Below are 22,139 nucleotides of genomic sequence, written 5' to 3' on the forward strand. Positions count from 1 at the left end.
GATCAGTTCCTTACGTGCTGCTGGTGCGCGGTGCCGGGTGCGCTCCGGCGCGGGGACGGCTGCTGTTTGCGCTGTTCCTGGAGCTGCTGGCGGACGAGTTCCAGGGAGCGGGTGACCGCGCCGACCTCGTCGTGGTTGCGCGGGAACAGGACGGTCTTGCGGTCGCCCTCGGCCAGCGCCTCGGCCTGGCCGGCCAGGGCGCGCAGCGGCCGGGCCACCACGATGTGCATCCAGCCGAGGCAGGCGGCCGCCGCGGCGGCGCCCAGCAGTCCGGCGAGCACCGTGCGGTGCTGCACGTCGTACTCGGGAATGGCGAGCCGGTCCGCGGGCTGCCAGCTGACGACGGTCCAGCCGAGCTGCTTGGCCGGGCCGCCTCCCACGAAGGGAGCCGCGGCGGCGATCTGCACGCCGCCCTCGCGGTAGAGGACACCGGCGGCGTGCGCGGACTTGCCGACCTTCTGCCCGGCCGCGAAGGCCAGGTCCTTCAGGCGCTGATTGGGCAGCGACTGGAAGGCGAGGTAGCCGGTGTTGCCCGCGATGACCTTGCCCTGGTCGTCGACGAGGCGTACGACGCCGAGGCCCGGCCTCTTGAGCACCGAGTTGAGGAAGTCGATCCGGAACTCACCGACCAGCGCGGACCCGTCGCGGCCGGGGATCTCCGCGGTGCCGACCACGAGCGGCTTCTTGCCTCCCTGGCCGAGCAGCTGGATGGGGTCGGCGGTGGCGGGCTTGGGCCGTGCCTCGCGGGGCTTGTCGCCGACCTGGGCGACCACGTCGCCGGAGGCGTCGACGACGTAGAGCGACTGGTAGCGCAGGTGCTGGTTGAGTGTGCGGTCCAGCACCTTGGTCATGTCGTCCGGGGTGGTGCGGTCGCCGATCAGCGTGGCCACGGACTGGAGGTCGGCCTCGCCCTCGTTGAGCGCGCGGCGCACCCGGTCGGTGAGCGTGTCGGTGCGCTCGCGCTGGTCGTTCACGAGCTGCTGCGGGACCACGACGGTGCCATCGGCCCGGTTGAGGATGAGCAGCAGCGGGGCCGACCAGGCGAGCAGCAGGACCGCGCAGACAGCGAGCAGGCCGCGGGTTCCGATGCGGCGCGGGCCGCGCGGGCGGGGCGAGGCCTCGCTCCGCTCCGCGCCTTCACCGAGCAGCTGGCCGCGCAGTCCTTCCAGGGCCGTGCCGATCCGGCGGGCTTCTCCGTACCCGGGGACGCTCACCGGGCGTGCCAGGTCGCCGCGGGTGAGGCGGCGCGACTCGAGGAAGAGCCGGATGAGCGGCCGCTGCACCGTACCGAGCAGCACGGCGACGGCGATGCCGCCGATGATCAGGAGGGCGCCGCCGGCGATCAGCCCGAAGACGGGGGAGGTCGAACGGGTGGGGTCCTCGGCGACCTTCACCATGGCGACCACGGTGAGGCCGAGGGCGGTCGCGGTGGTGGTCTCGCCGGGCTGCGGCGCGGAGAGCGTGGCGTATCCGGCGACGGACCGGTCGCTGAGGAAGGTGCCGCCGAGCAGGCTGCCGCTCACGCCCAGGTAGCCGCCGGAGCCGGGCTCCTTGGTGCTGAGCGGGTGTTCCCCGGCCTTGCTCGCCGCCTTCTTCGCGAAGGACTTGAGCTGCTTGTTGGACGCGGCGACCTCTTCGCGCTGGAGGTCGGTGAGGACCTGCTCGGGCTCGGGGATGCCGTCGCTGCTGAGGATCGCCCCGGAACGGTCCACGACCGCGATGGAGCGGAACTGGCCGAGGCTGATGCCGGGGAACTTGAGGCTGTTGGAGGCGACGAGAAGCAGCTGCGGCTTGCCGGGCCAGGACAGCAGCGCGAAGGACAGCAGCCGGACCTCGCCGTTCTCCAGGCGCACCATGCGGGGTGCGAGCCCGCCCTCGTCGCTGAGCGTGGACCGGTCGAGGGAGGTCAGCGGGACGGTCTCGCCGCGGGTCGCGACGAGTTTGCCCGACCGGATCTCGATGACCGCCGTACCCATCCACTTCTGGTACGTGTTGCCCAGTTTGTCGAGCACGGTGTCGCCGGAGACCGGGGCGCCCGCGCTGAACAGACCGGCGGAGCGGTCGAGGTCGGTCACCGACTCGTCGATGGAGGCCCGCAGGGCGATCGCGCCGTCCTCCGCGAAGTGCTGCTGAGACGTCTGGACGGCCTTGGGGAGGCTGGTGTCACCGGCCGGACCGAGCACCAGCGCCGTGACGGCCGCGAGCGAGAGGAGGAGCGCCGACAGGACCGCTATGGGCGGTCGTATGCCGCCAAGCAGCGACATATCAGCTCTGCGGCGAGCACGGTGCTGCCGCGCCGGGGGCGATGGCGCCAACGGACAGGTCCTCTCAAGCGGTTGTACGGGCAGGCGCGCGCGGAAGCGGCCTGCTTGCGGGTGCGGGTGCGGATGCAACGCAGAGGCACAGAAGGGAAAACTGAGTCTCTGCGCGTGTCAGACCGGCGAAGGCATCAGGAAGTTGCACAGATTAAAAGTGATCTGGGCAACATCATGTTTCGGATGGACATGTTCGGGCAGGACCGATCGGTTCCGGTTTCGGACGGAGTTCGTCACCGCTCCGGCCGCGCGGACTCAGGACCCGGACACGGTCCGCTGGGTCGTCGGCGCCGGCACGGGCCGACCCGAACCCCGGCTCACGGCCCGCGACAAGGGCGGTGCCCGGCCCGAGGCGGGCCGGGCACGGATCCTCGCGCCGGTGGCCTCAGCCCGGCAGTTCCGTGAGGGGCTCGAGGCCGTCCTTCGCCGCGCCGCGGTTGAGCATGGTGCCCTCGGTCCGCTCGAAGGCCAGGCGGAGACGGGACCGCTCCTGGTCGCTCAGATCGTCGCGCTTGAGTTCCGCCGCGACGTCCACCAGCCGGTAGTTCTCGACGTCACCCTTCGCCGGCTCGGCCGGGGTGCCGTCCTCGGTCGCCTCGGGGTCCGGCGGAATCTCCACCAGGGTCGGCTCGTAGCGGGCCTCGACGTCCCACTTGCCGCCGCGCTCGGTGAAGGTGAACCAACCGATCACGCCCTCTTCGGTGAGTCCCGTCGGCACGTCGTGGCGCGCGACCTGGTTGCCGAGGCCGTACGCGATCCAGGTGCCGTCGACCTTCTCCATCGGCTGCACGACATGCGCGTGGTGCCCGATGACCAGGTCGATGCCGGTCTCGCGGGCCAGCTGCCGGGCGAACTTGAGCTGCGGGGTCGACGGGTTCGGGTGGTGCTCACGGCCCCAGTGGATGGAGAGGATCACGACCTCGGCGCCCGCCGAGCGGGCCCGCTTCTCGGCCGTCCTGATCCGGCCCAGGTCGTTCTGGTTGACCAGCCACGGCTTGTCCTTGGGCAGCTCGTGGGCGTTGAAGCCGAAGGCGAAGGAGATCTGCGCGACCTTCACCCCCTTGACGTCCATGATCAGCGGGGTGAGCGCGTCCTTCTCGGTACGGAAGGAGCCCGTGTGCTTGAGGCCCGCGGAGTCCAGGGTGTCGAGGGTGCGCTTCACACCGGCGTAGCCGTGGTCGATCGAGTGGTTGGAGGCGGTCGAGCAGGTGTCGTAGCCGATGTCCTTGATGGTCCCGGCTATCTGCGGCGGTATGAGGAAGTTGGGGTAGCTCTCGAAGGGGCCCTTCGGCTTGCCCATCACCGGCTCCATGTGGCAGATCCCCAGGTCCGCCTTGCTGATCACCGGCTTGATCCCGGCCATGAGCGGACCGAAGTCCAGGCCGTCGACCCCCCGGCCGGTCTTCTTGGCGTCCGCCGTCGCCTGGTCGATGAGCTGAGGATGGATCAGAATGTCGCCGGCCGCGGCTACGGTGAAGGAGCGCCCGTCCCCCTTCGCGTCGGAGTCTCCGTCCCCTCCGACGAGACCGCACCCCGAGAGTGCGGCGACGAGGGTGAGCGGGGCCAGGAGAGTGGGCAAGGTGCGGCGGCTACGACGTCTGGTCACCGATATATCTTGATACAACCATGAGGGCCAACCGCTCCAGAACGATAACGATCGCAACACTTCTCTTGCTCATCACCGCTCTCGCCTGCTGGGGAACGGTGGTCCTGCGCGACACCCGCGACACCGGCGGGGAGTCGGCCTCCGGCCGCCCCGGGGACGGTCCGCCGTCCGTCGACCTGGCCCGCTCCGTCGCGGCGTACACCGACCGGTTCGCACCCGACGGCGCCTTCCGGCCCCCCTCCCGCGCCGAGCGGCGGACCGTCGCCGACGGCGTGGGGCTCCTCCTCGACCATCACCGCGAACAGGCCGAACAGCGGCTCGCGGAGGTCGACTTCGCCGTGCGCACTCTGGTCGACAGCGTGACCGGCCGACGATTCGCAGAGGTGTACGACCGCGTCGACCAGGGGCCCGCGCCGCGCGGCTGGGGCCGCGTCTTCATCGACCTCGGCCACCCCGTCCGATGGTCGGTACAGGTGCCCCATCCGGTCGCGGACCAGCACACGGAACTGCTGGGCGTACGCGTCCTGAGAGGCTCGCCCGGCGGCCTCCTGGTCGTTGCCGGAGCACATCGCAAATCCGGTGAGGGGGGTGCCGCGGACGTGGCGCACCGCCGCGACACGGTCTTCCACGCGGTCTGCTCCGAACTCGTCCGGCGCCGTGTCGCCGGCATCCAGCTGCACGGCTTCGCCCAGGAGTCCGCCCCGCGCTACGACGTGATCGCCTCGGTGGGTGCCGGAACGGCGGGCCGCCCCGCCGGCCGCAGGCTCGCCGACGCGCTCGGTGCGAAGGACTTCGCCGTGTGCCGGGCCTGGGCCCGCTCCTGCCCGCTCGCCGGGCGGGACAACGTGCAGGGGCGCTGGGCCGCCGAGAAGGGGATTCCGTTCCTCCATGTGGAGTTCGCCCCGGGCCCGCGGTCGGACGTCCGGCAGGCCGCCCGGGTGGCCGAGGCCCTCTCCGTCGTCACGCGCCGCTGGGCCGGGGGCGCTCTGGCAGGGTGAGGGCATGACGACTCTGCTCATCGTGGACGGCGCCAACGTGGTGGGGTCCGTGCCGGACGGCTGGTGGCGCGACCGCCGCGGCGCCGCCGAGCGGCTCAGGGACCGGTTGGCCGACTTCGCCGAGGGGGGCCTGCCCGGCCACCCGGGCCCCCTGGAGATCGTCCTGGTGGTGGAGGGCGCGGCGCGCGGGGTGGCCTCCGTCCCCGGGGTCCGTGTCGACGAGGCGCCGGGCAGCGGCGACGACCGCATGGTGGAGCTGGTGGCCGAGGCCGGGGGCCGCGCCCGCCTGGTCGTCACGGCCGACCGCGAACTGCGCCGCCGGGTCGGCGAACTGGGCGCGGAGGTCACCGGGCCGCGCACGGTACGCCCCCGTCCCTGACCGCCGGCCGGCGCGCACCGCACGGCCCGTCCACGTCCCCCTCGTACCCGGCAAGCGACGCCGCTGACGGGAGCGGACCCGTACGTACTCCCCCGGGCCACTGACTAGAACTGGACCCGCGCACTCCCCCGGGCCACTGACGAGAACTGGCCCCGTATCTCCCCCGGGCCACTGACGAGAACCGGACCCGTACGCACTCCCCGCCGCCGGTCCGCGCGCCGCGTCGCCGCCGTTGCCGTCGACGACGACGCCCGTACGAGGACGTCGTCCGGGCCTGTGCGGACCTCGACCGGGCCCGGGAACGCCGAAGGGCCCCGCAGTCACCGCCGGAGGGGGACGTACGGGGCCCGAGGCCGGAGCGGGCCGACTACCGGGCGGGGCCACCGGGCGGGCCCTGGACGTCGCCCAGCGTCGTCTCCTCGTGCCGGCCGAGGCGGCTGTGGGAGCGCCCGTAGAGGAAGTAGACGACGATGCCGATCACCATCCAGATCGCGAACCGCAGCCAGGTCTCCGCGGGGAGGTTCAGCATCAGCCACAGCGTCGCGAGCACCGACAGGATCGGCACCCACGGCACCAGCGGGGTACGGAAGGCACGGGGCAGGTCGGGGCGGGTGTGGCGGAGGACGACGACGCCGACGGCGACCACGATGAAGGCGAAGAGCGTGCCGATGTTGACCAGTTCGGCCAGCTCGCTGAGGCTGGTGAAGCCCGCGAGGATCGCGATGATCACACCCAGCAGGATGGTCGGCCGGTGCGGGGTGCGGAACTTCGGGTGCACGCGGGAGAAGAAGCGCGGCAGCAGTCCGTCGCGGCTCATCGCGAAGAAGACACGGGTCTGGCCGAGCAGCAGGATCATGCAGACCGTGGTCAGTCCGACGGCGGCGCCGAAGCTGATGACGCCCGCGTACCAGGGGTGCCCCGTGGCCTTGAACGCGTCGGCGAGCGGGGCGTCGATGGACAGCTCGGTGTACTTCTGCATGCCCGTGACCACGATCGACACGAGGACGTAGAGCGTGGTGCAGATGATCAGCGAGCCGAGAATGCCGCGCGGCATGTCCCGCTGCGGGTTCTTCGTCTCCTCGGCGGCCGTCGCGACCACGTCGAAGCCGATGAAGGCGAAGAACACGACGGAGGCCGCGGTGAAGATGCCCATCACACCGAAGTTCGTCGGCGCCCAGCCGAACATCAGCTGGATCAGCGGGGACTTGATGCCGCTGCCGGCCTCCACGGCCTCCGCCTTCGGGATGAACGGCTTGTAGTTGTCGCCCTCGATGAAGAAGGCGCCCGCGATGATCACGATCAGGACGACGGTGACCTTGATCGCGACGACCAGCGTGGTGATCCGGGCCGAGAGCTTCACGCCGATGACGAGGATGGCGGTGAGCACCAGCACCAGCGCGGAGGCGAGGATGTCGAAACCGAACCCGTCCGCCCCCTCGCGCCCGCTGAGCGACACGGGCATGTGCCAGCCCGCGTTGTCCATCAGCGAGCGGACATAGCCCGACCAGCCGACGGCCACCACCGCCGTGCCGAGCGCGAACTCCAGGACCAGGTCCCAGCCGATGATCCACGCGGGCAGCTCGCCGAGGGAGGCGTAGGAGAACGTGTACGCGGACCCCGCGACCGGGACCGTGGAGGCGAACTCCGCATAGCACAGGGCCGCCAGCGCGCAGGCGACACCCGCGGCGACGAAGGCCAGCGAGACCCCCGGCCCCGCGTTCTCCTTGGCCACTTTGCCGGTCAGGACGAAGATGCCGGTGCCGATGATGACACCGACACCGAACACGGTGAGATCCAGAGCGGACAGCGACTTCTTGAGTGCGTGCTCCGGCTCCTCAGTGTCCAAGATCGATTGTTCGACCTTCTTCGTCCTGAAGAGGGTGTTGCTCACGGTCGTACCTCCCACGCTTGTCGTCCTCGACATGATCGAGAGGGCAGATTGCACGTATCCCCCGGCGCGGCCCGTTTCACGCAAATGGGCCGGTTTCACCACCCGTACAGGGTGTTGAAACCGGCCCTTCGGCCCTGCTGACTGCCGTACGTCAGTCGCGCGCGGACTCCACCGCGTCCACGGCCTGCACGGTGGTGCGCTCGTAGCGGCCGTCGAGCTTGGCGACGAGGCCGGTGACCTGCCGTGCGATGTCCGGCGCGGTCAGGCCGATCTCCGCCATGACCTCGGCGCGGGAGGCGTGGTCGAGGAAGCGCGGCGGGATGCCGAAGTCGCGCAGCGGGACGTCGACGTCCGCGTCGCGCAGGGCCTGCGCGATCGCCGATCCGACACCGCCGACCCGGGAGTTGTCCTCGACGGTGACGACCACGCGGTGCTGCTCGGCGAGCGGGGCCATGGCCTCGTCGACCGGCTTGACCCAGCGCGGGTCGACGACGGTGGTGGAGATGCCCTGCCGGTCGAGGAGAGCGGCGATCTCCAGGCACATCGGGGCGAGCGCGCCGACGGAGACCAGCAGCACGTCGGGCGCGTCGGTGCCGGGCGCCCGCAGGACGTCCATGCCGCCGATCCGGCCCACGGCGGGAACGGCCGGGCCGACCGCGCCCTTGGAGAAGCGCACCACGGTGGGCGCGTCCTTCACGTCGACGGCCTCGCGCAACTGGGCGCGGACCTGGTCGGCGTCGCGCGGCGCGGCGAGCCTGAGGCCCGGGACGACCTGGAGGATGGACATGTCCCACATGCCGTTGTGCGAGGCGCCGTCGGTGCCGGTGACACCCGCGCGGTCCAGGACGAAGGTGACACCGCACTTGTGCAGGGCCACGTCCATCAGGACCTGGTCGAAGGCGCGGTTGAGGAAGGTCGCGTAGACGGCGAAGACGGGGTGGAGTCCGCCGGTGGCGAGGCCGGCCGCGGAGACGGCGGCGTGCTGCTCGGCGATACCGACGTCGTACACCCGTTTGGGGAAGGCCTTGGCGAACCGGTCGAGGCCGACCGGCTGGAGCATCGCGGCGGTGATCGCGACGATGTCCTCGCGCTCCTTGCCGAGCTCGACCATCTCCTCGCCGAAGACGGAGGTCCAGTCGGCGCCGGAGGAGGCGATCGGCAGGCCCGTGTCCGGGTGGATCTTGCCGACGGCGTGGAAGCGGTCCGCCTCGTCCTGGAGGGCGGGCTGGTAGCCGCGGCCCTTCTCGGTGAGGCAGTGCACGATGACCGGACCGCCGAAGCGCTTGGCGCGGGCGAGGGCCGACTCGAGGGCCTCGATGTCGTGGCCGTCGATCGGGCCGACGTACTTCAGGCCGAGGTCCTCGAACATGCCCTGCGGGGCGATGAAGTCCTTCAGGCCCTTCTTCGCGCCGTGCAGGGTCTCGTAGAGCGGCTTGCCCACGACCGGGGTGCGCTCCAGGAGGTCCTTGCCGCGGGCCAGGAAGCGCTCGTAGCCGTCGGTGGTACGCAGGGTCGCCAGATGGTTCGCGAGACCGCCGATGGTCGGCGCGTACGAACGCTCGTTGTCGTTGACGACGATGATCAGCGGGCGGTCCTTGGCGTCGGCGATGTTGTTCAGCGCCTCCCAGGCCATGCCGCCGGTGAGCGCGCCGTCACCGATGACGGCGACCACGTGGTCGTTCCTGCCGAGGACCTCGTTCGCCTTGGACAGGCCGTCGGCCCAGCCGAGGACCGTGGAGGCGTGCGAGTTCTCGATGATGTCGTGCTCGGACTCGGCCTGTGAGGGGTAGCCGGACAGGCCGCCCTTCATCTTCAGCCGGGAGAAGTCCTGGCGGCCGGTGAGCAGCTTGTGGACGTAGGACTGGTGGCCCGTGTCCCACAGCACCCTGTCCTTGGGCGACTCGAAGACGCGGTGCAGGGCGATGGTCAGTTCCACGACACCGAGGTTGGGGCCGAGGTGGCCGCCGGTCTTGGAGACCGCGTCGACGAGGAAGGTCCTGATCTCGCCGGCCAGCTGGTCCAGCTGCTCCAGGCTGAGCCGGTCCAGATCGCGCGGTCCCCTGATGCGGGTCAGCAGCGGCACCCGTGCCTCCTTGCAGTAGAGCTGTTGCCGGGCTTGGTCGAGTCTAATGTTCCGCCTTTGCGGGCGCGGCCCGGGCCCGGCGATGTACGCCACACGATCGGCGCAACCGGGCGGGAACACGCGTTCCCGTCCGGACATGACTGTGCCCGGCACCGCCATTGGCGCCGGGCACAGGCCTGTGTGGGTGGGGACCCTACGCGCGACCCGCGGTCTTCTGGGTCTTGCGGGTGACGGCGTCGATGACGACCGTGGCGAGAAGCACACCACCGGTGATCATGTACTGGACCGGCGAGGCGATGCCCTGCAGGGCCAGGCCGTACTGGATCGAGACGATGACCAGAACACCCAGCAGGGCGTTCCAGGTGCGGCCACGGCCACCGAAGAGGCTGGTGCCACCGATGACGGCCGCCGCGATGGCGTTCATCAGGAGGTCACCGGCGCCCGCGCCCTGGTTGGCGGAGGCGATCTTCGAGGCGATGAACAGGCCGCCGAGGGCGGCGAAGGTACCGGAGATCGAGAAGACCGAGATCCGGATCAACTCGACGTTGATACCGGCACGACGGGAGGCCTCGACACTGCCACCGAGCGCGAAGATCTTCCGGCCGAACGCGGTACGGCGCAGCACGAAGTCCGTGACCAGCAGGAAGGCGAGGAAGATCACCACGGCGAGCGGCAGACCCTTGTACTGGTTGTACATGATCGCCACGGCGAAGGCGAGGATGCCCAGCAGCACCGTGCGGGCGATGGTCTCGCCCACCGGACGGGACGGCACGCCGGCCGCCTCGCGGCGCTTGTTGCCGAGGTAGGAGCTGACGAAGAACCCGGCGGTCACCACGATCGCGAGCACGTAGGAGGCGGCGACATCGGTGAAGTAGTAGCTGGTCAGCTTGGCGACGACGCCCTCGCTGTCCAGGTTGATGGTGCCGTTGCTGCCGAGGATCTGGAGCATCAAGCCGTTCCAGAACAGCAGACCCGCCAGGGTGACGGCGAAGGCCGGCACACCGATGCGCGCGAAGAAGAAGCCCTGGATCGCACCGGCGACCGTGCCGGTGAGGATGGACAGGACGAGTGCCAGCCACTCGTTCATGCCGTGCGTGACGCTGAGCACGGCGAACGTGGCGCCGGCCACACCGGAGAGCGAACCGACCGACAGGTCGATCTCACCGAGCAGCAGCACGAAGACGATGCCGACCGCGATCATGCCCGTGCCGACCATGGCGACGGAGATGTCGGAGAGGTTGCCCGCGGTGAGGAAGTTCGAGTTCAGGCTGGCGAAGATCGCCCAGATGATGATCAGGCCGATGACGACCGGGATGGAACCCAGGTCGCCGGCCTTCATCTTGCGCTTGAACTCGCCGATGTAACCGGCGAAGCCCTGCTCGCGGACGAGCAGTCGGGGGTCGACCGCGGTGACCGCGTGCGCGGCCGCCTCGGGGTTCTCCACGACGTGGTCCCCAGGGGTCTCAGAGGTCTTGTCGATGCTCACTTCTGAGCCTCCCCGTTGCTGCTGCGCGCCGCACGACGGGTCACGGCGTTCTCCGTGGCGCCCGTGATGGCGGAAATGATCTCTTCCTGGGAGGTCGACTTGACCTCGAAGATGCCGTTGTTGCGCCCGAGGCGCAGAACGGCGACCTTGTCGGCCACGGCCTTCACGTCAGCCATGTTGTGGCTGATGAGGATCACGGCGTGACCCCGCTCGCGCAGACGCTCGACCAGGTCGAGGACCTGGGCGGTCTGCTCGACACCGAGGGCCGCGGTGGGCTCGTCCAGGATGACGAGCTTGGGCTCACCGAGCATGGAACGGGCGATCGCCACGGTCTGGCGCTGACCGCCGGAGAGCGAGGCGATCGGGATACGGACGCTGGGGATGCGGATCGACAGCGTGTTCAGCAGCTCGCGGGAGCGGCGCTCCATCTCGACCTCGTCCAGGATGCCGCGCTTCTTCAGCTCACGGCCCAGGTAGAGGTTCCCGACGACATCGATGTTGTCGCAGAGCGCGAGGTCCTGGTAGACCGTCGCGATGCCCAGGTTCTGGGCGTCGTGCGGGCGGTTGATCTGGACGGACTTACCGTCCCATTCGATGACGCCCTCATCGATGGGGTGCACGCCGGCGATCGTCTTGACCAGCGTGGACTTTCCGGCGCCGTTGTCGCCCACCAGGGCGACCACTTCACCGGCGTGGACTTCAAGCTCTACATCGGTGAGCGCCTGGACGGCACCGAATCGCTTGGAGATCCCGCGCAACGCCAGAACAGGCGTAGCGGACACGTGAACCATCTCCTTCGCCGCCTGACCCGGCGGGAGGTTGTGCAGAAGTTTGCTGTGGGGTGTTCCGTCCGGCGCCCCGCTTAGCTTGCGGGGCTGTTGGATGCGGGGCGCCGGAGGAGCTTCGATCACGCGAGTCACGTACGGGAACTCAGTATCGAATTCCCGTACGCGTTTGGCTACTCGCGGTTGTTTACTGCAGGCCGGCCTTCTTGCAGGCCGCGGCGTACGCCGGGGTGCAGATGTCCTTGACCGTGTACAGGCCGTCCTTCACGACGGTGTCCTTGATGTTGTCCTTGGTCAGCGAGGTGACGGGGACCAGCAGGGACGGGATCTGCTTGTCGGTCGGGCTGTCGACCTTGTCCTTGGCGACGGTGTCGAGCGACTTGCCCTGGGCGAGCGCGACGGCCAGCTCGGCGGCGGCGTCGGCCTCCGGGGCGTACGGCTTGTAGACGCTCATGAACTGCTCACCCGCGAGGATGCGCTGCACACCCGCGAGCTCGGCGTCCTGGCCCGTGACCGGGACCTTGATGCCGGCGGCCTTCAGCGCGGTGATGATACCGCCGGCCATGCCGTCGTTCGCGGAGTAGACACCGACGATGTTCTTCTTGCCGAGAGCCGAGATCGCCGCCTCCATGTTGGCGTTGGCGTTCTCCGGCTTCCACTCCTTGGTGTCGTACTCCTTGCCGACGTTCACCTTGCCGTCGAGCACCTCGTGGGCGCCGGCCTTGAACTGAGCGGCGTTCGGGTCGGTGACCGAACCGTTCATCATGACGATCTTGCCGGACTTGGCCTTCGAGCCGAGGGCCTCGAGGAGCGCCGTGCCCTGCGTCTTGCCGACAGTCTTGTTGTCGAACGAGGTGTAGGCCGAGATGGGGCCCTGCGCGAGGCGGTCGTAGGCCACGACCGGGATGCCGGCGTCCTTGGCCTTCTGGACCGAGCTCTTGATCGCGGCGGCGTCCACAGCGTCAACGATCAGCACGTCCACCTTGTTGGTGATCATCGTGTCGACCTGCTGGTTCTGCGTGCTCGCGTCCTGCTTGGCGTTGGCGTAGACGACCTTGCCCTTGCCGTTCGTCAGCTCGCTGATCTTCTTCTCGATCAGCGGCTTGTCGAAGCTCTCGTAGCGGGCCGTCTGGTTCTCCGGAAGGAGCAGACCGACCTTGATCGCGTCGCCCTTCTTGGCGGGGGCGGAGCTGTCGCTCCCGCCACCGGACTCCTTGGCACTGCCACAAGCGGCCAGCGAAACAGCCATTGCACCAGCGGCAACGGCAACGGCGGCACGACGCATCTGCGTGTTCACTTTGAAACCTCCCTGACGAGGCCGCGTCGTTGCGGCCGAGGTGGTTTGGAGTCAACTCGGCCACCCGTGCGACGTCAAGAAGTAAATACTTAACGAGATGGCAACGGTGCCATGCGTTCTCTAAGTGAAGGCAGGGGCAGCGGCCGACAAGGAGCCGTCCAAAAGGGTCGAATCGCCCATCTCGCTGAGCGCGAGAGCGAGCGCTCCGAGCACCTCCGCACGGCCCCCAAGCGCCCCTGGCAACACCGAGAGTTGACGTGCGGCGCTCGGGATCGCATAGCGGCCGACAGACTCCCTGATGGGCCCGAGAACAAGCTCCCCGGCCTCGGCGAGATCGCCGCCGAGGACCACCCGGCTCGGGTTCAGCAAATTGCAGAGATTCGCGACTCCACTGCCGATATGTCGGCCCACGTCGGCGATCACCCGACGGCAGCCCGGATCTCCGTCCCGCGCCAGCCTGACCACGCCTTCCATGGTCAGATCCGTGCCGTGACTGGACTGGAGGAGCGGCAGCACATAGCGCGCCGCCGCGAAGGTCTCCAGGCAGCCGCGATTGCCGCAACGGCAGACGGGGCCGGATTCATCAAGTGTAATATGCCCGATTTCTCCCGCTGTGCCACCCGGACCGCGGTAGATCTTGCCCTCTATCACCAGGCCCGCGCCGACACCGCTGGCGACCTTGATGTAGGCCAGGTCCCGGACTCCGCGCCCGCTCCCCCAGACCATCTCGCCGAGCGCGCCCAGATTCGCGTCGTTGTCCACGTAGACAGGCACGCCGAGCCGCCCCCGCAGCTCCTCGGCGGGCCTGGCGCCGGTCCAGCCCGGCAGGATCGAGGTGGACCCCAGAGTCCCCGATTCCACGTCGATGGGCCCCGGCACGCCGAGGCCCACACCCGCGATCTTGGAAGGGTCCACACCGGTTGCTGCGATCAGGCGACCGACCAGCTCCTCGGCCCGGTCGAAGCCCTGCGCGGCGGAGGCGTCCACATCCAGCGGCTCGGACTCCTCCGCCAGCACCTGATGAGCCAGATTCCCGACCGCGACGCGCAAATGCGTATGCCCGAAGTCGACACCGATGACGATGCCGGCGTCCCCGCTCAAGGACACGCTGCGCGCCCTGCGGCCGCCGGCCGAAGTGGGTGTGACCTCGACCGTTCCGCTGTCCTTGAGTTCACGGACGATATTGGAAACGGTCGCGGCCGATAGGCCCGTCGCCCTCGCGATCTCCGCCTGCGTGAGCGAACCGGCAAGGCGCACCGCTCTCACGACGCGTTCCAGATTGGCTCGGTGCAGCGACGACTGCGACCCCGGAGTCTCCATCGACTCATCCACTCCTGCCCTCAGCCGGGCGGCCCCGATGCCGCCCGTGTGATCTGGGTCACGTCAACGGGACCCCGGTCACTTACAAGTTGTGAACTCCAAGCTCCGCTGAACGGGTTACCGCAGTCAAGTCCTTGACGAAAATCAGGTCCACCCAGTCATGTTCGATTCTCGCCACGACCCGGACACGCGTACGCCACCCCCGGGGACGGAGGTGGCGTAGGCGAGGAAGGGACGGGGCGCTACTTGAGAGTCGCCGAGGTGAGACCCGCCTGGACCTGGCGCTGGAAGGACAGGTAGACGATCAGCATGGGGATCATCGCGATCGTCACGCCGGCGAACAGGACGGGAAGATCGGTGGCATACCCCTGCTGTTGTTGGAGCTGGATGAGGCCCTGGGTCAGAACGTAGCGTTCCGGATCCGAACTGTTCTGCGGCTGCATCAGCACCGAGGGCAGGATGTACTGGTTCCACTGGCCCAGGACGTTGAAGATGCCGACGCTGAGCAGTCCGGGCTTGGCCATCGGCAGCATGACCTGGAAGAACGCCCGGGTGTGCGAGGCTCCGTCGAGCACCGCCGCCTCGAAGACCGCCGTGGGCAGCGTCCGGAAGAACGCGTGCATGAAGAACACGGTGAACGGCAGCGAGTAGGCGACGTACACCAGAATCAGGCCTTGGTACGAGTTCAGCATGTCGAGGCGCTTGACCATGAAGAACAGCGGCACCAGGGCGAGGAAGACGGGGAACATGGCCCCGCCGACGAAGAAGTAGTAGATGAGCCGGTTGCCCGGGAACTCGTAGCGGGCCAGTACGTACGCCGCCATCGAGCCGAGGAGCATGGTCAGCGGGACCGAGAACACCAGCACGATCAGGGTGTTGGCGAAGTAGTCGCCGATGCCCTTGTTCCAGGCCCGGCTGAACACGTCGAGCTGCCAGTTCGACGGCCAGCCGAGGGCCGAACCGCCGATCTGCGCGTCGGTCTTGAAGGAGCTCAGGACCAGCCACAGCAGCGGCAGGATGATCAGGACGGCCCACAGGGCCAGGAAGCCGTGCGAGAAGACGTTGAGGGCCATGCCCTCGGTGCGCTTGTCGCCCGGCCGTGGCGGGGTCTTCCTGACGGTCCGCTGCGGGGGTACTCCGGCGCCGTCGACCTTCGTCGGCTCCGTGATGGGTGCGCTCATAGTCGTGTCTCCCGCTCAGAACTCGATGCGCTCGCGGCGGGTGGCGCGCAGCGTGACCACGGACAGGATCAGGGTGAGAAGGAGCATGACGACGCCCATGGCACAGGCGTAGCCGCTCTTCCCGTAGTAGAGGAAGTTGCGCATCATGACGTTCGCCATGACCTCGCTGTGGTGGTCGGGCCCACCGCCGTAGCCGGTGCCCTGGGTCGTGGTCGAGACGAGCACGAACATGTCCATCGCGATGATGCCGAGATAGACCCAGGCGGTCTGCACCGTGTCCCACAGCAGCGGCAGGGTGACCCGGAAGAAGGTGTGGGTGCGGCTCGCGCCGTCCAGCAGCGCGGCCTCGTAGATGTCCCGCGGGATGGACTGCATGGCGGCGGAGAAGAGCACCAGATAGAAACCGACGCCGTGCCAGACGACGACCGCCATCAGGCACCAGAGCACCAGGTTGGGCTCGTTCATCCACTCGACGGGACTGTTCGCGTCCACCAGGCCGAGCTTGATCAGCAGGCCGTTGAGCAGACCTCCGCTGTCACTGCGGTAGAGCGCCCCGAAGAGCACCGCCACGATCGCGAGCGACAGGACCTGCGGGAAGAAGTACACGATCTTGTAGAAGCGCGAGCCGGCGACGCCCTGTACGCCACCGGCGCCGCCCCGCCCGCCCGCGTTCACCATGAAGGCGAAGAAGAGGGCGAGCAGGATGGTGATCACCGGGATGAACACCAGGAACAGGATGTTGTGCCAGATCGCTTGGAGGAATACGTCGTCCTGGAACAACTCCTTGTAATTGTCCAGGCCGACGAAACCGAACGTCTGCGACTGGCCCTTCCAGTCGGTGAAGGAGTAACCGATGGTCTGTAGGTAAGGCCAGATCACGAAGATCAGATACAGCGCCAAAGGTGCGAGGAGAAACCCCGCGACGAACCGGTACTGCCCTTTTCGCATGGCATCCTGCCCCTGGTGTGCCGGGTGTGCGTGACCCTGGTGTTCCGGGTTTACGTGATCAGTCGCGGTGGTTCTTCTTGGACTCCGGGTCCTTGGCCGCCTTGTCGACCGCGGCCTGGGCCCGCTTCAGCCATTCCTTCGGCTGAATGCGCTTGGACATCAGCTCGTTGGACGCGGTCTCGATGGCCGTGCCCATCTCGCTGTACCAGTTGGGGTACAGGTAGTTGAACGTGTTGTCGCCCGCGGCCTTCGACGCCTCGACGGTGGACTGCGTACCGGGACGCAGTTCCACGCCGTCGGACACACCGTCCTTGAGGATGGTGAGCGAGTTGGCCTTCTGTGCGAAGAGCGTCGACCACTCCTTGGAGAGCATGGAGCGCATGAACTCCTTGGCCTCGGGCAGGTTCGCGGCCTTCGCCGGGATGATGAACGGCTCGCCCGAGCCGGCCCGGATCGCCTCGAACGGCAGCTTGCTGTCGGGCAGGAGAGGCATCGGCATGAACTTCATGTCGAAGTCGGCCGGGGTCTGCTTCAGCTGCTCGTTCTCCAGCCAGGAGCCACAGGTGATGAAGGCGGCCTTGTACTGGTTCCACCGGGTCTGCGACTCGGTGTGGGTGAGGCCGTTGGTACCGGGCAGCAAGTAGCCCTTCTCCACGACCTCGTAGATCGCCTCGACGGCCGCCTGGGCGGCGTCGGACCCGACGAACGCCTTGGGGTCGAGGTTGTCGATCGCCTTCATGGCGTCCAGACCGCCCTTCTTGGCGATCAGGTCCATGATGGCGACGTTGATGTAGTACGGGTACTTGCCCTGGTGGGCCAGGCCGCCGATGCCCTGCGACTTGGCGTCCTTACAGATGGCGAGGAAGTCGTCCCAGGTCTTCGGGACCTCCCAGCCCTTCTCCTTGAAGAGCTTGCCGGAGTACCACAGGCCCCACACCGTGTAGATGTAGTTCAGCGAGACGACCTTGCCGCCCTGCAGGCCCGGGTCGAGCGTGCCCGGGATCAGGGTGTCGCGGACCTTCTTGCTCGGGTCGTCGATGGACGGCGCGTCGAGGACGGCGGCCAGGTCGAGGAGTTGGCCGCTCTTGTAGAGCACGTCCAGCTTGATCTGCTGGGCGCCCGAGTCGTCGACGATGTCCGGCGGGTTGCCGCCGTTGAAGCGCGGCTGGAGCTTGCCGGTGATCTCCTGCGTACCGGTGTGGGCGCTCTTGGAGCCCCACTTCTTGTCGAAGGCCGCTTCCCAGGACTTGGCGTACTCGTCGCCGTAGCCGCCCTTGAAGACGACGACGTCGAGCTTGCCGCCGCCCTTCTTCACGCCGAAGGGGTTGTCCTTGCTGGTCTTGCCGGTGCCCTTGTCGCCCGACTTGTCCTCGTCGCCCCCGCCGCTCGCACACGCGGACAGGAAGCTCATCGTCGGGACGGTGATCAGACCGAGTGCGGCCGACCTCTTGATGAGGTCACGGCGGCCGACACCCTCGGGGCTGCTGTTCTCGGCGGAAGTGGATCCCATGCTCAAGTCCTCGCCTTCTCCAGGACTCAGGCGGTGAACCGGATCCTCCCCGGCACCGCGGTTAGGTCAAGCTGGGGTCGTGCGTGGGGGATTCAGTGGGACGAATCGGCGGTACGTGTATGGACCACGGTCCGCCGGCCCTCGAAATTCCCCCTCTGGGTCCTGCCTGTCCGGAGCCAGTCGATCGACTGGCCGGACGCGACAGGTATAGTCCACTTCCCGCCAAGGGAGCAAGATCGAATGCAGGTTTGCCCGTCGGTCTTTTCCGAGTTGAGACCTCCCGGAAATATGGGGCACCCCTGGACCACCCCGGCGAAGATCCATAGAGGGTCAACCTCCCGCAATGAACGCAATGCACGGTTCGTCACACCGCATTCACCCCGGATGCCGCACCCAACACCCTTGACAGCACTGACAACTTGGCTCCCAAATGGTCCTTGCGCATCGAATTTGACAACGTTGTCCAGGTGCAGGGAGGGTGCTCGCGCATGCAGCACAGAGCTCGGTACAGACGGAGTTCCACGAGTCGGGCCGGATGGCTTTCCCCTACGGCACTGGGGGTGGCAGCGCTTTCCCTGGTGGCGGCATCGCAGGGCGCTGCGGTCGCCCTGCCCGCCCAAGCGGCGGCCGCCGACCGGGGGTTCAGCTCCTCGTTCGAATCGGGCGATCCGGCTCCGGACTGGCTCAACACGGTTGATACGACTCCTGACGGGACGAAAAGGTCCTCGGGTGTCGACGGCGGCTACAGCACCGGAATCCCCGGCAATGTGACCGACCATGTCACCGACGTGCGGGCCAGCGGCGAGAACACGGGTGCGGGCGAGGTCAAGGAGAACCTCGTCGACGGCGAGTCGAGCAGCAAGTGGCTGACCTTCGAGCCGACCGGCTGGACGGAGTTCGACCTGGACGCGCCGGTCAAGGTGGTCACGTACGCGCTCACATCCGCGAACGACCACGACGAGCGCGACCCCGAGGACTGGACCCTGCAGGGCTCCAACGACGGCAAGGACTGGAAGACCCTCGACACCCGCTCCGGCGAGTCCTTCGGCGAGCGCTTCCAGACGAAGTCGTACGACATCCAAAGCCCCGTCGAGTACCAGCACTTCCGGCTCGACGTCACCAAGAACAACGGTGGCGACATCCTCCAGCTCGCCGATGTCCAGTTCTCGACGGGCCGGAGCGACGACCCGACGCCCAAGGACATGCTCTCGCTCGTGGACCGGGGGCCGAGCGGCTCGCCGACCGCGAAGGCGGGCGCGGGCTTCACGGGCAAGCGGGCCCTGCGCTACGCCGGCACCCACAAGGGCGACGGCCGGGCGTACTCGTACAACAAGGTCTTCGACGTGAACGTCGCCGTCGGGCGCGACACCGAGCTGTCGTACCGGATCTTCCCCTCGATGGCGGACGGCGACCGGGACTACGACGCGACGAACGTGTCCGTGGACCTGGTCTTCACCGACGGCAGTTCGCTCAGCGGCCTGAACGCCACGGACCAGCACGGATTCGCGCTGACACCGCAGGGCCAGGGTGCCTCCAAGGTGCTCTACGTCAACCAGTGGAACAACGTGTCGTCGCGGATCGGGTCCGTCGCCAACGGGAGGACCGTGGACCGGATCGTCGTCGCGTACGACTCGCCGAAGGGCCCAGCGAAGTTCCGCGGCTGGCTCGACGACATCGCGCTGCGGACGGCCGCCCCGCAGAAGCCCGAGGCGCACCTGTCCGACTACGCGCTGACCACCCGCGGCACCAACTCCAGCGGCGGCTTCTCGCGCGGCAACAACTTCCCGGCGACCGCCGTCCCGCACGGCTTCAACTTCTGGACGCCGGTGACCAACGCGGGCTCGCTGAGCTGGCTGTACGACTACGCCCGCGCCAACAACGCGGACAACCTGCCCACCATCGAGGCGTTCAGCGCGAGCCATGAGCCGAGCCCCTGGATGGGTGACCGGCAGACCTTCCAGGTGATGCCGTCGGCAGCCACCGGCACCCCGGAGACCGGCCGGGCGGCCCGCGAGCTGGCCTTCCGGCACGAGAACGAGACCGCGCGGCCCTACTACTACGGCGTGACCTTCGAGAACGGTCTCAAGGCGGAGATGGCGCCGACCGATCACGCGGCCGCCCTGCGCTTCACCTACCCCGGTGACGACGCGAACGTGATCTTCGACAACGTCACCGAACAGGCGGGGCTGACACTGGACACCTCGGCGGGTGTCGTGACCGGCTACTCGGACGTGAAGTCCGGCCTGTCGACCGGCGCCACGCGGCTCTTCGTCTACGGTGTCTTCGACGCGCCCGTGACCGAGGGCTCCTCCAGCGGCGTCAAGGGCTATCTGAAGTTCAAGCCCGGCTCCGACCACACCGTCACCCTGCGCCTGGCCACCTCGCTCATCAGCCTCGACCAGGCCAAGGACAACCTGCGCCAGGAGATCCCGGACGGCACGTCGTTCGGGGCGGTCAAGGCCGGGGCCCGGAAGCAGTGGGACCGGCTGCTCGGCAAGGTCGAGGTGCAGGGCGCGACGCCGGACCAGCTGACGACGCTGTACTCCAGCATGTACCGGCTGTACCTGTACCCCAACTCCGGCTCCGAGAAGGTGGGTTCGAAGGACCAGTACGCCTCGCCGTTCGTCCCGATGCCGGGTCCGGACACCCCGACCCACACCGGCGCGAAGATCGTCGACGGCAAGGTGTACGTCAACAACGGCTTCTGGGACACCTACCGGACCACCTGGCCGGCGTACTCCCTCCTGACGCCCGGTCAGGCGGGTGAGATGGTCGACGGGTTCGTACAGCAGTACAAGGACGGCGGCTGGACCTCGCGCTGGTCCTCGCCCGGGTACGCGGACCTGATGACCGGCACCTCGTCGGACGTGGCGTTCGCGGACGCGTACGTCAAGGGCGTCGGCTTCGACGCGGAGTCGGCGTACGACGCGGCGCTGAAGAACGCGACGGTCGTCCCGCCGACCTCCGGTGTCGGCCGCAAGGGCATGGCCACCTCCCCCTTCCTCGGCTACACGAGCACCTCCACCGGCGAGGGCCTGTCGTGGGCCATGGAGGGCTACGTCAACGACTACGGCATCGCCGAGATGGGCCGGGCGCTCTACAGGAAGACGGGCAAGAAGCACTACAAGGAGGAATCGGACTACTTCCTCAACCGCGCCCAGGACTACGTGAACCTCTTCGACTCCAAGGCCGGCTTCTTCCAGGGCCGGGACGCGAAGGGTGACTGGCGGGTCGACTCCGCGAAGTACGACCCGCGTGTATGGGGCTACGACTACACGGAGACCAACGGCTGGGGGTACGCGTTCACCGCGCCGCAGGACTCGCGCGGACTGGCGAACCTGTACGGCGGCCGGAGCGCGCTCGCGGAGAAGCTCGACACGTACTTCGCCACGCCGGAGACCGCCTCGCCGGACTTCGTGGGCTCGTACGGCGGGGTCATCCACGAGATGACCGAGGCCCGGGACGTACGGATGGGCATGTACGGGCACTCCAACCAGGTGGCCCACCACGTGAACTACATGTACGACGCGGCCGGACAGCCCTGGAAGACCCAGCAGAACGTCCGCGAGGTCCTCTCCCGGCTCTACACCGGCAGCGAGATCGGGCAGGGCTACCACGGTGACGAGGACAACGGCGAGCAGTCGGCCTGGTACCTCTTCTCCTCCCTCGGCTTCTACCCGCTGGTGATGGGAAGCGGCGAATACGCCATCGGCTCCCCGCTGTTCACCAAGGCGACGGTCCACCTGGAGAACGGCCGGGACCTGGTGATCAAGGCCCCGCGGAACAGCGCGAAGAACGTGTACGTGCAGGGTGTGCGGTTCAACGGCAAGCAGTGGAAGTCGACTTCGCTGCCCCACTCGCTGATCTCGCGTGGCGGGGTGCTGGAGTTCGACATGGGTGCCAAGCCTTCCTCGTGGGGCACCGGCAAGAACGCGGCGCCGGTGTCGGTCACCGAGGACGACAAGGTGCCGTCGCCGCGCTCGGACACCCTGAAGGGAGACGGGGCCCTGTTCGACAACACCTCGGCGACGGACACCGCGGTCACCTCGGTGGACCTGCCGGTCGACGCCGCCACCGAGGGGGTCCAGTACACGCTGACGTCCTCGGACCACGCGAAGGCTCCGGCCGGATGGACCCTCCAGGGCTCCTCGGACGGAACGACGTGGAAGGACCTCGACAAGCGCTCCGGCGAATCCTTCCGCTGGGACAGGCAGACCCGGGCGTTCACGGTCGCCGACCCCGGCTCGTACGCCCACTACCGCCTCGTGCTCGACGGCGAGTCGACCCTGGCGGAGGTGGAGCTGCTGGCCTGACGCACGCGCGAGGGGAAAGGGGCGGGC

Annotated in this window: 14 protein-coding genes; 3 read left to right on the top strand and 11 right to left on the bottom strand. The window is 68.3% G+C overall.

The genetic code is table 11. The features are described 5' to 3' along the window. Positions 1 to 2: 2 nt before the first annotated feature. Together ACWD68_RS00185 and ACWD68_RS00190 are read right to left on the bottom strand one after the other, a co-directional pair. Positions 3 to 2,264, bottom strand: a complete 2,262-nt coding sequence (locus tag ACWD68_RS00185; RefSeq protein WP_451803996.1) for a HAMP domain-containing protein — start codon at positions 2,262 to 2,264, stop codon at positions 3 to 5. A gap of 436 nt (positions 2,265 to 2,700) precedes the next feature. Further along, complete coding sequence (locus tag ACWD68_RS00190; RefSeq protein WP_451803998.1) at positions 2,701 to 3,921, bottom strand: CapA family protein; 1,221 nt, start codon at positions 3,919 to 3,921, stop codon at positions 2,701 to 2,703. A 65-nt stretch (positions 3,922 to 3,986) separates the two neighbouring features. Here ACWD68_RS00190 and ACWD68_RS00195 point away from each other — a divergent pair, with 65 nt between their 5' ends. Beyond that, the gene (locus ACWD68_RS00195) at positions 3,987 to 4,919 is read left to right on the top strand and encodes a hypothetical protein (RefSeq protein WP_451804000.1); all 933 of its coding nucleotides are present in this window, start codon (positions 3,987 to 3,989) and stop codon (positions 4,917 to 4,919) included. 4 nt (positions 4,920 to 4,923) lie between these two features. After that, positions 4,924 to 5,298: an NTP pyrophosphohydrolase gene (locus tag ACWD68_RS00200; protein WP_451804002.1), complete on the top strand. Its 375-nt coding sequence runs from the start codon at positions 4,924 to 4,926 to the stop codon at positions 5,296 to 5,298. Positions 5,299 to 5,665: 367 nt separating this feature from the next. Here ACWD68_RS00200 and ACWD68_RS00205 read toward each other — a convergent pair whose 3' ends face one another. The 9 genes from ACWD68_RS00205 to ngcE form a co-directional block, all read right to left on the bottom strand. After that, positions 5,666 to 7,189 (bottom strand): amino acid permease, encoded by a 1,524-nt coding sequence (locus ACWD68_RS00205; RefSeq protein ID WP_451804004.1) that lies wholly within the window; start codon positions 7,187 to 7,189, stop codon positions 5,666 to 5,668. A 151-nt stretch (positions 7,190 to 7,340) separates the two neighbouring features. Next, a complete protein-coding gene (dxs, locus tag ACWD68_RS00210; RefSeq protein WP_451804006.1) occupies positions 7,341 to 9,272 on the bottom strand; it encodes a 1-deoxy-D-xylulose-5-phosphate synthase in 1,932 nt (643 codons plus the stop codon). Positions 9,273 to 9,465: 193 nt separating this feature from the next. After that, positions 9,466 to 10,758, bottom strand: coding sequence for a sugar ABC transporter permease (locus ACWD68_RS00215; RefSeq protein ID WP_451804008.1), 1,293 nt, complete (start codon positions 10,756 to 10,758; stop codon positions 9,466 to 9,468). Next, positions 10,755 to 11,549, bottom strand: a complete 795-nt coding sequence (locus ACWD68_RS00220) for an ATP-binding cassette domain-containing protein (protein WP_451804010.1) — start codon at positions 11,547 to 11,549, stop codon at positions 10,755 to 10,757. Before ACWD68_RS00220 ends, ACWD68_RS00215 begins: the two co-directional genes overlap by 4 nt. A 181-nt stretch (positions 11,550 to 11,730) precedes the next feature. Beyond that, positions 11,731 to 12,828 (bottom strand): substrate-binding domain-containing protein, encoded by a 1,098-nt coding sequence (locus tag ACWD68_RS00225; RefSeq protein WP_451804400.1) that lies wholly within the window; start codon positions 12,826 to 12,828, stop codon positions 11,731 to 11,733. Between the two features lie 132 nt (positions 12,829 to 12,960). Continuing rightward, on the bottom strand, positions 12,961 to 14,160 hold the full coding sequence (locus ACWD68_RS00230; RefSeq protein WP_451804012.1) for an ROK family transcriptional regulator: 1,200 nt from the start codon (positions 14,158 to 14,160) through the stop codon (positions 12,961 to 12,963). A 242-nt stretch (positions 14,161 to 14,402) separates the two neighbouring features. Then, on the bottom strand, positions 14,403 to 15,341 hold the full coding sequence (locus ACWD68_RS00235) for a carbohydrate ABC transporter permease (protein ID WP_451804014.1): 939 nt from the start codon (positions 15,339 to 15,341) through the stop codon (positions 14,403 to 14,405). Positions 15,342 to 15,356: 15 nt separating this feature from the next. Beyond that, positions 15,357 to 16,289, bottom strand: a complete 933-nt coding sequence (locus tag ACWD68_RS00240) for a carbohydrate ABC transporter permease (protein WP_451804016.1) — start codon at positions 16,287 to 16,289, stop codon at positions 15,357 to 15,359. A gap of 58 nt (positions 16,290 to 16,347) precedes the next feature. Continuing rightward, positions 16,348 to 17,799, bottom strand: coding sequence for an N-acetylglucosamine/diacetylchitobiose ABC transporter substrate-binding protein (gene ngcE, locus ACWD68_RS00245; protein WP_451804018.1), 1,452 nt, complete (start codon positions 17,797 to 17,799; stop codon positions 16,348 to 16,350). Positions 17,800 to 18,287: 488 nt separating this feature from the next. Here ngcE and ACWD68_RS00250 point away from each other — a divergent pair, with 488 nt between their 5' ends. Beyond that, positions 18,288 to 22,112: a GH92 family glycosyl hydrolase gene (locus ACWD68_RS00250; RefSeq protein ID WP_451804020.1), complete on the top strand. Its 3,825-nt coding sequence runs from the start codon at positions 18,288 to 18,290 to the stop codon at positions 22,110 to 22,112. Positions 22,113 to 22,139 lie beyond the last annotated feature (27 nt).

Source organism: Streptomyces sp. NPDC005141, assembly GCF_053599975.1.

What these genes read in the sequence shown, in the direction of transcription:
- ACWD68_RS00200 (WP_451804002.1), top strand. Translation starts at nt 4,924, where the DNA reads ATGACGACTCTGCTCATCGTGGACGGCGCCAACGTGGTGGGGTCCGTG.
- ACWD68_RS00185 (WP_451803996.1), bottom strand. Translation starts at nt 2,264, where the DNA reads ATGTCGCTGCTTGGCGGCATACGACCGCCCATAGCGGTCCTGTCGGCG.
- ACWD68_RS00240 (WP_451804016.1), bottom strand. Translation starts at nt 16,289, where the DNA reads ATGCGAAAAGGGCAGTACCGGTTCGTCGCGGGGTTTCTCCTCGCACCT.
- ACWD68_RS00250 (WP_451804020.1), top strand. Translation starts at nt 18,288, where the DNA reads ATGCAGCACAGAGCTCGGTACAGACGGAGTTCCACGAGTCGGGCCGGA.
- ACWD68_RS00230 (WP_451804012.1), bottom strand. Translation starts at nt 14,160, where the DNA reads ATGGAGACTCCGGGGTCGCAGTCGTCGCTGCACCGAGCCAATCTGGAA.
- ACWD68_RS00225 (WP_451804400.1), bottom strand. Translation starts at nt 12,828, where the DNA reads ATGCGTCGTGCCGCCGTTGCCGTTGCCGCTGGTGCAATGGCTGTTTCG.
- ngcE (WP_451804018.1), bottom strand. Translation starts at nt 17,799, where the DNA reads ATGGGATCCACTTCCGCCGAGAACAGCAGCCCCGAGGGTGTCGGCCGC.
- ACWD68_RS00235 (WP_451804014.1), bottom strand. Translation starts at nt 15,341, where the DNA reads ATGAGCGCACCCATCACGGAGCCGACGAAGGTCGACGGCGCCGGAGTA.
- ACWD68_RS00220 (WP_451804010.1), bottom strand. Translation starts at nt 11,549, where the DNA reads ATGGTTCACGTGTCCGCTACGCCTGTTCTGGCGTTGCGCGGGATCTCC.